Annotated in this window: 12 protein-coding genes; all 12 read right to left on the bottom strand. The window is 30.4% G+C overall.

Annotated elements, in window-relative coordinates; genetic code table 11:
• Nucleotides 1-42 precede the first annotated feature (42 nt).
• On the bottom strand, nt 43-1,218 hold the full coding sequence (locus ACFVR2_RS19580) for a M48 family metallopeptidase (protein WP_387365521.1): 1,176 nt from the start codon (nt 1,216-1,218) through the stop codon (nt 43-45).
• Nucleotides 1,219-2,010: 792 nt separating this feature from the next.
• The gene (locus ACFVR2_RS19575) at nt 2,011-2,688 is read right to left on the bottom strand and encodes a DUF975 family protein (protein WP_387365518.1); all 678 of its coding nucleotides are present in this window, start codon (nt 2,686-2,688) and stop codon (nt 2,011-2,013) included.
• A 276-nt stretch (nt 2,689-2,964) separates the two neighbouring features.
• A complete protein-coding gene (locus tag ACFVR2_RS19570) occupies nt 2,965-3,843 on the bottom strand; it encodes an alkaline phosphatase family protein (RefSeq protein WP_387365515.1) in 879 nt (292 codons plus the stop codon).
• Between the two features lie 509 nt (nt 3,844-4,352).
• A complete protein-coding gene (locus ACFVR2_RS19565; RefSeq protein WP_387365512.1) occupies nt 4,353-5,228 on the bottom strand; it encodes a hypothetical protein in 876 nt (291 codons plus the stop codon).
• A gap of 117 nt (nt 5,229-5,345) precedes the next feature.
• A complete protein-coding gene (locus ACFVR2_RS19560) occupies nt 5,346-5,825 on the bottom strand; it encodes a hypothetical protein (RefSeq protein WP_387365509.1) in 480 nt (159 codons plus the stop codon).
• Between the two features lie 40 nt (nt 5,826-5,865).
• Entirely contained in the window at nt 5,866-6,294 is a 429-nt protein-coding gene (locus tag ACFVR2_RS19555; RefSeq protein ID WP_387365506.1) for an SMI1/KNR4 family protein, read from the bottom strand.
• 392 nt (nt 6,295-6,686) lie between these two features.
• Nucleotides 6,687-7,382 carry a DUF2711 family protein gene (locus ACFVR2_RS19550; RefSeq protein WP_387365503.1) on the bottom strand — a complete coding sequence of 232 codons (696 nt, stop codon included), beginning with the start codon at nt 7,380-7,382 and terminating at the stop codon, nt 6,687-6,689.
• Between the two features lie 222 nt (nt 7,383-7,604).
• A complete protein-coding gene (locus tag ACFVR2_RS19545; RefSeq protein ID WP_387365500.1) occupies nt 7,605-7,865 on the bottom strand; it encodes a hypothetical protein in 261 nt (86 codons plus the stop codon).
• Between the two features lie 161 nt (nt 7,866-8,026).
• Complete coding sequence (locus ACFVR2_RS19540; RefSeq protein WP_387365497.1) at nt 8,027-8,494, bottom strand: hypothetical protein; 468 nt, start codon at nt 8,492-8,494, stop codon at nt 8,027-8,029.
• Complete coding sequence (locus tag ACFVR2_RS19535; RefSeq protein WP_387365494.1) at nt 8,463-10,643, bottom strand: site-specific integrase; 2,181 nt, start codon at nt 10,641-10,643, stop codon at nt 8,463-8,465. Before ACFVR2_RS19535 ends, ACFVR2_RS19540 begins: the two co-directional genes overlap by 32 nt.
• A gap of 35 nt (nt 10,644-10,678) precedes the next feature.
• Nucleotides 10,679-12,061, bottom strand: coding sequence for a tyrosine-type recombinase/integrase (locus tag ACFVR2_RS19530; protein WP_387365491.1), 1,383 nt, complete (start codon nt 12,059-12,061; stop codon nt 10,679-10,681).
• Nucleotides 12,062-12,076: 15 nt separating this feature from the next.
• Nucleotides 12,077-12,604, bottom strand: a complete 528-nt coding sequence (locus ACFVR2_RS19525; protein WP_387365488.1) for a hypothetical protein — start codon at nt 12,602-12,604, stop codon at nt 12,077-12,079.
• Nucleotides 12,605-12,824 lie beyond the last annotated feature (220 nt).

Here is a 12,824-nt window from a genome sequence, read left to right as displayed (position 1 = left end):
TAGTTTTATTTTTTACCAGTTTAAATATAAACCTTTGAATCATCAGAAATGAATAGCATTGTTATTTAAATAATAATTATAGTGTTTTGTCATATTTACTTCTAAATAATCAAACGAATTTATTAACTCTAAAGCTTTTTCATTGTCATCATTTTTTGTATCAACATTCGGTAAATTTACTATTCTATTTTTCAATGTTGGATGTGTAGCGTATTCTGTTTCATTATCACTTAAAGCTTTATCTAATGATTCCTCAATTTGCTTCTTATAACTTTCAATATGGTCACGGTAATAGCTAAAGTAATTTTCAAATTGAAAACCATGAACAATTTTCTCAGTCATTTGTTCATCAATTAATTTATTAAAGACATTACCATGACTTATTAACTTAGACAAAGCCTCTTTATAATTTTCATTTCCACACATTTTTGATGCAATATAATCGGCTCTGTACTCCATTTCTCTAGAAATTTTCATATTAAATTTGTGAAAAATTCTAAGATAATGCTTCATAAGCAATTTTGGTAAAATCATTGGAATCGATATAAATATTGGACGACGACGACCATTGTGATTAAATAAGGATGAAATATATTCTAAATACTTATTTGCCCCTATATAGACAGGTGAAACGAACCTATTGAAAACTAAGTCTCTACCTGTAAAATGAGAAAGTTCATGGGCAAGAATGGCACGTAATTCATTAACCGATAATACGTGAAGTAACGGATAACTGATCGATATTATTCTACCTTTTGCAATGCCATTAAAGACATTAATTTTACCTTCAGACACAAAAAAATTTGATTTTACATGCAAAATGATCGAGTCTGGCATTTGTGAGTTCATTTTTTCTGAAAGTTCAGAAATCAAATCACGAAGTTTTGGATGATCATGAGGATTAATTAATATAGCCGGCTCAAATTGTTTATTTTTAAAAAACATAGAAATAATTGCAATAAAACAACTCACTACTCCAAATATCATTCCAAAAAAAGGTAAAGCATCGAGTAAAATTAAACCAAAATATAAAAATCCTAATTCACCTAAAAATTTACCTACAAAAAAATGAATGATAAAGATTAATCCGCTACCAACAAATACGATTAATCCGGTTGTAAATAAAACCATCAGATAAAAACCTGGAATAAATAAAAGAGATATAAAGATTTTCTTTTTCGATACATTTGGTTCACATTCCATACCATTTTCTATCAATAGATCACTTCCTTTTTTGAAAAGTTCATATATGCTTTCTATTAACTTTAAATTTTAGATTTATTTAGCTTATCTACTACTCTGTTATGCTGAATGATTGCCCAAAATAATACAATAGAAATAATAAAGTCTTCAGGTTGCAAAGAATGAAATAAAAAAATTACAAGATGAAGTACTATTACAGTTACTAATATGTATTTAATACTAATTTTATAAGGCTATATTTCAGCGCTTTTTTTAATGATTATTCCTCCTACTAAGTTATTTGGTCCCACTTCAACTTTGTTTTAGAGCATTTCTATTTATCTATAAAAATTATATAGGCAATGATTAAAATAGTCGGAATTATACTGATCCATTTTGGTATGTTGATACTAAAGCCATTTAAAGTTTTTCTTAAAAAGCCAGCTGAAAGTGAATAAAGATTTATAGCTAAAAACACAAAAAATAAAGCAATAATAAAAGAATAATTCTTAAGAAGAAATTTGGTTCCAATAAAAAGCAAAGGTAAAAAAATTAGCTCCAGTATGAATTCAGCTAGATCGTATCTCCTATTGTCGAATTTGAATAGCCATTTCCCATATCTCTTTACTAACGACATGATCCCAGCACCTCATATGATAGATATTCGCAATAAAATTTACACTTTCCTTTTATGCCCTTATATTGAATCTACTTCAGGATTATTCTCTTATTAAAATCAGTACTTCAACAGATTGTTAAAAAACGGCTATCCTCTATCGTTTCAAAATAGAACAGCCGTTTTTCATTTTAAAACTATTAACCTGATGGTCAAATATTAGAGTTAAGTTCTTTATTTCTTAATTCATGATAAAAATGTGCCTCACTTGCATTCATATAAGGAAACAACCATAAAAACCCAATCCCTACCGTTAAAATGCATAAAATAATCCAACCAAGAAAAGAAATGTCTAAACAAAATAATTTCCACTTATATCCATCCATCATTCTTCTACTCTTTGTAATGGCATCATTAGGAGACAAATTTGGTTCTTCAATAAATATGTATGGGGCCATTCTATATGAATATGATTTTATAATGCCAGGAACAATCAAAAGCAATGTCCAAAGCGTAGAATATAAATAAGTTAAGAAATTTAGTAAAAATGCATTTAAATATACGTTCAAGTTAGTAAAATAATAAAATATTGTTTGTAAGGAATAAGGTTGACCATCTTCCTTTGTCGCAAATGTAAATAACCGTGTACTCCCAATCGTAATTATTGCCGAAATAAATAGACTATAAATAAACGATAGGTAGTCATCCCAACTAATTACATAGGATATGTATTTCGTCAATTCATTTTTAATGGGATTTGGGAAGTATACAGAAAGTCTATTCTCAACTAATGTAGTTAATAGATGCACTATGATCGTATATCCAATAAATTTTTTCCAATTCCCTCTCAATGTATCCCTTGCTCTTGAGCGTATTTCTTCTAAGTACATGAAAACACCTCCTCTCTGATTATGAATATAAAATTCTACATTTTTTTACAAATCCCTTTTTAAAAATTTTGTCAACTTTTTTACAATTAATTTATCCACTCAATTTTTAGCACAAAAAAACATTCCATAAAAAATGGAATGTTTCTTAAAATCACCACTTGTTGTCTAGTCTATCCTAAATTGATTGCTACTGTTTTCCAAATAGAAAGCCTTCTTTAGAAATCTCATTGCTAGACTCATCTTTGTTGTCTACCTAATCTTTTAATAAGCCACTAATTATTTCCATATATTTTTAATAGTTTTAACAGATTTATTTGTCCCTGCATGTTTTAATCCGTAAATATCCTCTATTGTATGTAAAAGATTTAAATGGTTTAAATTTTCGTTAAATTGTCCTTTTTTTACCATGGGACCGACAAAAACGGTAGGAATTTTGTTATTATGTGAAAAGTCATCTTCATCCCACGTTACAATTAACAAACTATTATTCGTTTTTGCCCATTTGACATAAGCACCGATTTGTTTTTTTAACCACTGGTCTCCTTGTTTAATTGTTCCATCGTGCATGTCATTTTGGAGATTAGGGATTATAAACGAAACAGTTGGCAGTTTACTAAAATTTGTTGGGAATTTTTCTATTGGTTGATTTGCTTTTTTTGAGATATTTGTAAAATTAGTCCAGGGATTGTGTTTGCGTGCATACTCTTTGTTGTATTCTCCATTAAAACCAATTGAAGGCAAATCTTCAGAATAACCGACAAATGTTAGTTTTTTTTCATTAAGCTCACTTGCTAAATTATCTGTTGAGAATTTTGTTTTCGGTAAAGCATCGTCAGTGACACCTTGGTTTGATCCAGAGAACAAGTCCAAATAATTCGGTTGGCTAGGATGTTCTATTGCATGATAGTTAATTAAATTGGCTCCTTTGGTCATTAGCGAATTAATATAAGGTGCAGAATGATTCCCCATAATTTGCTGTTTCGCATGATTCTCCTCAATTACTATTACAATGTGATCAATTTTTGGAATTTCTGATTCTGTTAGCGAATTGAAATTAAATAATTTAAATGTACTCTGTTTTTTTATATTAATCTGTATACAAGCAATTAAAACAAAACAGATTAAAAAAAGTACTATAACCAATTTTCTCAACATAGCACTACCTTCTTAATTATTTTATCGTATCAATGTAATTAAAGTATCTTTAGCATAATAATTTCTTCCGTATTTCCCTTAAAACATTAATTCTATTTGTATATGTAATTACCCTTCTTGGATTTATCTCTTTCATTTAGCAAATAATGATAATCTCCTTTTTGTTGTTAAACTTGCCGGGCGCACAATAAAAAAACATCCCATTAGATAATTTTATAGAAAGAAATGAAAGTTACGGATTAAGGCTTAAACTCAAGGGAAATACATGATGTTTAACAATTATTAGAAAGTAAAAAAGAAGTGGGCGAAACCACTCCTTTTATCACGACATGTTTTATTTTTTTATCACGACAACATTTTATTAGGAACTTCGCGTTTGAACGAAGTTCCTTTTGATTTTTTACTCAAACGGACTCTCAGAACTAAACTGCCTTTTACTTGATTGAAAAAAGCTACCGAAGTAGCTTAAAAGTTGTTGAACTAACGCATGCGTTAGTTCAATAAGTATACTAATTACCTTGTGTTTTTTTCAAATAATCACCGTAATAATCTGCTTTATCTAAGTCATCATATTTTGGTGTAGCAATTATTGTATAGTCTTTATTTTTGTCTACTTTAAACAATGCATATGTATCTAATTCATCTTTCGATGAAAACTCTTCACCATAATCTACAACTAAAATTTCGATGTTATATATCCCTTCTGTTAATACTCCACTCTTTTGAAATTCTTTTGCTATGTCTTTTGCTTTAGGCACTTTAGAAACTTTATTCCCATTTTTATTTAAATCATATTCAAACAAAAAATTCACTACTCCCATATATCTTGAATTAGTGTTTCTTGGGTCCGTTGGTTGTAAGGTTGGTATTAATTCATTTGTGTTTATTGTTTTTGTCTTTTTAAACTCATCGACCATTTCGTCCCAATAAACTAGATTTAGTTCAATGTTTTCGTATGGATATGGAAATGTTGTTGAACCTGAACCTATTACTACTTTATTAGGAACTTTTGTAAAGCCATAGTGTTTAACCAGATGTTTCATTTCCTTTATAACTTCAGGATGTTGCTCTATATACGCACCTTTGAATAGTTCTAAAAAGATGTCATCACTTTCATCTTCTAAAATTTTTAATGAATCACGTTCTAGTTGTAAATACGCAAACGAACGATAAGGTTCTTTAATTTCAATGTGTGTTTGATGGTCTATTCCTTCAAACCAATTATCATCTGTATCTATCACTGTAAATTTGTCAGACAAGCCATAATTTGTTTTTAAATAATTATTTATTGGTTTTTGAACATCTTCTGTTGAAACACAGCCACTAAGCGTTATTGTCAGTGTACCCACAAATATTAGTCGCCTAATTTTATTTATATTCATCATTTTTATTCCTACATTTCTTAAATTTTTAATAAAAAAATTATAACATTTTCTAATTCAACTAATCTGCCATTTACTTTAATAAGAAAAAAGCTACCGAAGCAGCTTTAGGTTGTTCAACTAATACATTGCTAATCTAATTACTCGCTCAAAAGGAATACCTAGATAACGATATTTAATAGTAATTCTATTTATTTTTTTACTATGTAATATGCTTAGCTCGTATACTTTATCTTTTGTTGAAGCAGTACCTTGATTTTGCTTCTTAATCAAATTTTTTGGTGATGTATTTGGTTTTAATACCAATGATTGAACTTTTGTATTTTGTTTCTCAAAATTAAATACCTCGGAGCTATCATACTCTTGAAATCCACTTCCAACTCGAACCTTTGTTCCTTTAGGAACTTCTTCATTATTTATCAATATTTTCTTTAGATGAATATCACTTAAACCTATATTACCAATTTCAATAGCTATTCCCTTTCCATTATCACTCGGAACGATTCTACCCGTTTCAATTGGCGGTTTTTGTTTTATTAAAACAAAGTATGCAACTACTAGTATAATTAAAAGTAATACACTAACAATAATTTTCTTCAATGCAACTATTCCTTTCCCAGGTCTTTCTATTAACAAAAAATTAAATACTAATTGAACCTTCACTCCACCAAATAAAAAACTCTTCTAATGATGGTGCAATCCATGTTCGACTATCGTCTTCATGATTCCATACATAGATATCATCTTTTTGTATGTGACCGTTAATGATTGAAAATCCAAAAAAATCACCATTTCCAGCGTCCGCGAAAAATAATAAACTATCGAAAGACATGTAACAATCTTTATACACTTCCAGTGTTCTTCGCTCAACATTTTCTTCGATTATTTCATTCGAAGACCAAAATCTAACGCCTCCACTATCAAATCCATTTGTTTCTTTTAAAAGATTTGCTAATTCATTTGTAATTTCCAGATTAAACTTTTCATTGATTTCTTCTAACTGTACCTGAGTCGCTGGTTCATTAAACAACGGTTCTTCTGAGACTTTAATAATTAAATTTTTCCACATGTTAGTAATCCTTTCTAACTTCAAATAAATAGATATATCTGAATTATTATAACATTTCTTATACAACTAAACTGCCATTTAGTTTCACAAAAAAATCGACTATACAGCCGATAATGTTGTTCAACTAAAGCATTGCGTTAGTTCAATAAGGTTTATAAACACTTTTCTTTAAAAGAACTATTTAGAAATTCCATGGAATTGAATCAATAAATGCCTTTATAAAATTTTTTATCCAAACAAGAATTGATTTTATTTTTTTCATAATTATAAATATGCCTTTCCCTATAATGTACAAATCATAAAGACGTAAAGAATAAAAGCTACTTCATTATGGAAGTATCGCATCAGTTAGTTGCATAACATCTAATAAAAAAAGAGTTGCCAACACAACTCTAATAGATATTTGACCAGTACCAATCGATATATGTTTTGTCGTCACATACTATAACTTCCCAGCCCATCTTTTTAACAATATCATCAATTTTTCCATCACGAGCCATAAATACCGTAATAAAAGAATCAAACACACTCATAAATGCAAAATCCATATTTTCATCTGATATTATTACCTCTTTTAAAGATAATTTACCGTTATCTAAAGACATAAGTTTTTCAATCTCTAAAGTACCACTTTCGTCCAATATCGGATTAGAATAGCTAAAATATTTAGCTCCTTTAGATTCTAAAACTTTTTTTATGTCTTTAATTAAAAATAGTGAAACATCATCCTCATCCGGATAAAAACGGTCTTGTCTTAAATTTGAATTTAATTTCTCGGCTAAATCTTCTCTTGAATATTGTTCCTTTAATGCACTAATTGATGTTTGTAATGCAATCGCTAGTTCACTAAAATTGGTTAAATCACATTCTTGCATTATACTCATCCAACTAACTTGTTTACCAAGTTTTAATACCTCTTCATCACTTGGATATACTTTTTCATCTTTTTCAGCGTTTTTACTATTTTCTTCAATCCAATCCGAAGGCATTTGGGTAAAAGGATGCAGTAATATTGCTGCTGATTTAAATCCGTTTGGAAGTTGATTTAGTATTGGAGATTTGTCATTTAACCATATGTAATTTAACATCTACAAACTCCTTTACAATAATTTCTCACTACAAAAGGGCATTTTTTAATTAAATTCCCACTAAACTTCCCATTCATTTTAACAAAAATTCACCTCAATTTTCAAAGGTGAAATATCCTATTTTTTCTTCATCCTTATTCAACTAATCTGCCATTTTGTTGAATAAAAAAAAGCTACCGAAGCAGCTTAAAGGTTGTTCAACTATTGCATTGCGTTGTTACATTAACTGGAATAATCAAGTATTATTTTATAAAGTACAGCAGTTAAAATAAATAGACTCCCTACAATTAATATTACTCTTAATATCCAAAGAGATAATAACGGAGGGAGTGGAGAAAACATCACTCTTAATCCTTCGTATTTTTTATCATTTAAAAATATATCCCTTTTTAGAATAAATAAGCCATAATGAATTCCCAAATAACAAAAGAAAAAAATAAGTAGTATCCACCAAAAATCTTCTTTCATAAACAGTTCTTTCACCAGTTCTCGTCCTTTAAGTTAATATAATAATTTGAAAAAATGATTCTTTTTTGTTCAAATAAAATTTACCCATTTGTATATTTCTTATTCAACTAAACTGCCATTTAGTTGCATAAGAAAAACAACAATCTGTTTTAACAGAGCCTATTATAACTCATTATTTATCCATCATACGTTTCAAATAAGTGTTTCAAATACTCTTGGTTTTCTTTTGCGATATACTGCTCAGCTTCAATTAAACGGGTTGCTAATTCAGCTTTTGTTAGACGCATATATTGCCTGTATACATACCTTAAATTTCTATCAGGATTTAACTCGTGAAAAGTAAGATTTTCTTTTTCTCGAAAGGGAATATGTTTTTCGAGTTCTTTTTGCTTTTTCTTATAACTCATACTCATTTCTTTATAGTACGCATAAAGTTCTTCATGGTTTCTAATAGTATTGAAATGAATCCCATGTTCATCAAGTTCTTTTGTCTTTTTAGATATATTGTGCAGGGTAACTTCTTTACCTTCGGCAATTATGGAATCTATTGCTTTTTTACCAAGTTCTAATGTATTTATTTTACGTTTCTCGTATTCACGCTCTAAACCACTTTTATGGGGTTCTAATGATAATTCTTGGCTCATGCTCCTTATCTCTCCTATATTCCTCGATTAAAGCTATTTCTTTCAATTCAACTTTTACATCATGAATTGTTTTTTTCATCTTCATCACATCAAAATTAAAACCTTTTTTCTCATAAAATTCCTTCGACTTTTCTGCCCATTCTAGATAATCAAGTAATTCATGTTTTTGTTCTGGTTCTGGTATTTTTGTACTGCAACCTACACATGCAAGCTTCGTAGGGCAAATCTTGTTTGTAACACAAGTGCCCCCAACAGTTTTGCTAAAAGGTCCACTTATCTCCTTTTGGCGTTCGAAAAGGTCTTGTAGTTCTTCTGGAAGCCTTAGAACTTCTTTCATCATATCAACTTGAGTATTCATGGATGTGTGAAATTCAGCAACGTCATTTGCTACTTGGCTTTGTGTAGGTTGAGAGTAATATCCCGTAACGTCTAAATCCCGTTGATGAAGTATAACTGCTACGACATCTTTTGAAAGTTTCTCTGCCTGTACTGCATGTGTCGCAAAACCATGTCTCAGTAAATGCGGTTTCAATTTAACCAATTTAAAGTCTTGAGTCTCATAAATCAATCCAAAACAGATAAAATTTAAAATACTTGAAAAAGCACAATCATCAAAATGTTTACCATGTAACTGAAAAAGATAGAGTTGGTCTTTTCTCGATTTTCCCGTCTTGTTTTGATACCTAAATTTCACGCTTGGAATCGAATCTTTATAGTGTACATTCAAAAGGTAAAGTGTAATTTCCTTTATTAAATCAAAAGTGTCTTTAACGATATAAAAAACCTCGGATTCATCTCTTCCTTTCGGAATAGCTCTAAACATATACGATGTTTTTACTACTTTTGTTTCCTTGTCGATAATACTTCCTTGACTTAAGCAACCATTTCCCAGATGGATTTGAGCCACTTCACCTATTCTTGCGCCAGAAGTTGTAAATACATCTAGCATAGTCGCACCAAAGAGAGTCGTAATGTATAAAATCTCAACATTCATTAAAATACCATTGGCATACTTTTGTGATTTAGTAATGAACCGTCCTTGTGCAATAAGACCTTTGTGATTAGATTTGAATGGACAACTATTTTTTTCTGAATTTTGTTTTGTGTATCCATACTTCTCTAAAACTTTTCGTTTCTCACTAATTTGTTCTTCGATTGAAAGAGCTTCATACCAAACTCCAATAAGTTGATGTTCCAATATTGGAGCAAACCAAAAACCTTCTGATTCTTCTATTGGTTCACCTGTTTCATCATCTAATATTTCTGCTTTTAAAAACTCGACAAAGTATTCGTTTCTTTCCTCTGAAAAAGTACTTCTTCGTGCCTTCGCATTTTTAATTGTAGATGCAGAGAATTTATCACTATGAAAAAGTACGAAAGAGGGTTTATCCCATAAACGAAAACTAAGGAGTTGTTTAGATAAATCTCCACGTACTTCGTTTTCAATGTATGAAAAGTTAAAAGGGAGATGTGAATTATTAGCCTTAACGAATTCTATAACCTCAAGGTATTTCTGCCTCAAATGCCTAACCTGATTCAATCGGAATCCACCTTCGGCACGGATTTTTAAAAAGTCATTAGAAATTGCGTCTGTTTCAGCCTTCCGTTTATTTTCCCCTGATTCTCTAGCTGATTTCATAATTTTAAAATCCCTAACATCTAGATGTGTCATTCGGAATAAGTAGGGAGAAAATATTTCTTTTTTTTCCTTATCTAACTTGGTTTCAAACCACTTATATACTTTTTTTGCTAAATCCTTATATTTAACAAAAAAATACGACTTTGTGTAATCTGACTGCGAGGGTAAAATTTCCCCTCGCAAATATTCAGAAAAGTGCACATCTACTTCAAAATCATTAACACTTGCTAATTTGAGTTCATAGCAGAGTTTCTTAAGATTAACATTTATAGTTGTCAAACTTAAGTAAATAGACTTTGAGTCTAATGTTGTATTGGACATTAGCATTAACCCAAGTGCTAAGTGGTTTGTAAAAATAAAATCACAACTATTGTTTTTGAAATAACGAATATGTACAGGATTAACCCTATCCCACAAGTAGCCTCTTTTATCCTGATAAGTGAGGATAACCTCATCAACATCGCCCTTTAATTCTTGATACCATTCTTTATGTCCCAATTCATCAATCATAATCACTTTCCATCATTCCTCGGTTCATTTATTGGTTAACTATTCAAGTTATTTATAATATCCATCAATTCATGTTGTTTTTCAGGTAATTGAATGATTTTGTTAATAGGTTCAACCGAAGGTTGTTTAGCCCTCTTACGAGGTTTTAGTTGTTTATTATATTCCTCCTGTTCCTTTTTCATATTTTCTAGCAATCTATCATGCTGCTCTGCCACATAATCTTTTTCATCAACGTGGTGCTCATAGATTTTCATTGTGTCTGCATTTGGACTCCAATTCATATAGATTCGTAATCTTTCAATTGCCTTATCCTGTTCAGTTTTATCCTTGTATTCTTCGCGAATCATCCGAATACTACGGGTCACAAACCAATGACGGGTTTTATGAATGTTGATTTTTATTTCTGATTTTTTCATGATACTTGACCAGTTTTTGTGAAATGCATCATATGTGTAGGCATTTCCATATTGATTAAGAAAAATAGGAGTTTTATCAGGGATATCATTCATTTTTAATTTGCTTTTATCGACTTTCTTTCTCTCGTGATGTATATAACGGTCTAATAACTTTAGCGTGTCATTATCCACCTTTAAAAATTTTGTTCTTTTACCATGACTTCCCTTATTAAAGGTGGCAAACTCTCCTTTGTCACTTCTAGCACGATAGTCACCAAATGTAAGCTCTATAACTTCTGTTGCTCTTGCTCCAGTCTGGAATAACATTGTAGTAATAATTTCATCTCTAAGTTTCCATTTACTGTCCTTTCCAGCCTTATAAATCATAAAAGGGAGGAGAGGGTCATCAATAATCTGGGGTTTCCATTCACCATTAATTACCTTAAAAAATGAGTCTGTCAGTCTTCTAGCTCTTTTATGTAAAGGTTCTTCTGTACCTGCTTCTTTAGGCATTCTTGGTTTTCCTTCCCTAACTCCAGTCTTTGGTGTCAAATGTTCTTCTAAAATGGCGTGAGCATCAATTAACGGGTTAGGATATTGGTATAGCTTTACATGAATCATAGTTTTGTAAAATGACTTTAAAGCGCTTAACATTCGGTTGATAGTATTGGGACTTTTATTTGTTAACTGTACATTGTAATATGTTTTGCTATCACTTGTAGTAATCTTACAATGGGCTTCATTCATCAAAAAATCCTCTATAGCATCCCGTACTATGTATGGTTCATCATCCCACTTTACAGTTCTTCCTTGATAATTACTGTTAGTATGTATCCAGGTGAAAAAGGTATAGAGTGTTTTCAAATAAGATTCTGCGCTACTTTCAGTTATTCTTCCTAATGATTCTTTATAAAAAACTGTGAGTGGCAGAAATGGCTTATGATACCTGTCCATTACAATTAATTTAAATTTTTTTGCTTTTACCCCTTCGGGGCATTTCTTATGATGATATAAACTTTCCATTTAATCTATCCACCTTTATTTCTTTTCCAACCAATTGTACAAAGGTAGTTTCTCTTGTTGTTTTTCATCTAATTTAACTTCTCGTTGTACGGTATCTACTAATCTCTTTTTCTTTTCTAACGTAATTGGGTCAGGCATCCAATTCTTTGTTTTAGCTGCTTTGATAAACTTATAAGGGTCATCAATGTATCTATTTTGTTGCCTAATAATGAGACAAATTTCAAGTGCGCGCTCCAAAGATAAAGAACTGAGCAACTTTTGCACATCTTCGGTAGGGGATGTAAGCGTTGCCACTTGATATGCTAATTTGACTATATATGTTTGCTTGTAATCGAGAGATGGACCTTTATTTTTATCCTGAATTTTTGTTAGGGAAGGACTAGATAACATTGCCAAATCACTTGCTGGAATCTTCCATCCCTCTTTACGACTTTTTTGAATTGCACCTGGAAACATCCCATCCTTTATCTTTCTTTTAATAGTTTCATCATTCTTGTAGCCCAGAAGGGCTGTTACTTCTTTAACTGAAAAATACTTCTCCAATTGAAACCTCCTTGATAACGAAAGTAGATGATGGTGAATAGAATATACGTTCTATTTTAGATTGTGTAATAATGAAAGGTCAATAATTAATAAGTAACTATTAATGAGTTACTATACGGTGATAAAAGTAGTAATAAAAAGTTTGAATGTAGCGATAAAGTCTCAATAATTATGAAAAATGTAGTGATAAAATAAAGAAAAATCTATAAAAAATAGGCGT

The sequence above is a fragment of the Gottfriedia sp. NPDC057991 genome (assembly GCF_042886615.1).
Taxonomy (GTDB): Bacteria; Bacillota; Bacilli; order Bacillales; family Bacillaceae_G; genus Gottfriedia.
Note: the sequence above shows the minus strand (reverse complement) of the source record. Positions and strands in the feature narration are given on the sequence as shown.

Coding starts and splice junctions, on each gene's coding strand:
- ACFVR2_RS19575 (WP_387365518.1), bottom strand. CDS start 2,688: ATGTACTTAGAAGAAATACGCTCAAGAGCAAGGGATACATTGAGAGGG.
- ACFVR2_RS19570 (WP_387365515.1), bottom strand. CDS start 3,843: ATGTTGAGAAAATTGGTTATAGTACTTTTTTTAATCTGTTTTGTTTTA.
- ACFVR2_RS19565 (WP_387365512.1), bottom strand. CDS start 5,228: ATGATGAATATAAATAAAATTAGGCGACTAATATTTGTGGGTACACTG.
- ACFVR2_RS19555 (WP_387365506.1), bottom strand. CDS start 6,294: ATGTGGAAAAATTTAATTATTAAAGTCTCAGAAGAACCGTTGTTTAAT.
- ACFVR2_RS19550 (WP_387365503.1), bottom strand. CDS start 7,382: ATGTTAAATTACATATGGTTAAATGACAAATCTCCAATACTAAATCAA.
- ACFVR2_RS19540 (WP_387365497.1), bottom strand. CDS start 8,494: ATGAGCCAAGAATTATCATTAGAACCCCATAAAAGTGGTTTAGAGCGT.
- ACFVR2_RS19535 (WP_387365494.1), bottom strand. CDS start 10,643: ATGATTGATGAATTGGGACATAAAGAATGGTATCAAGAATTAAAGGGC.
- ACFVR2_RS19530 (WP_387365491.1), bottom strand. CDS start 12,061: ATGGAAAGTTTATATCATCATAAGAAATGCCCCGAAGGGGTAAAAGCA.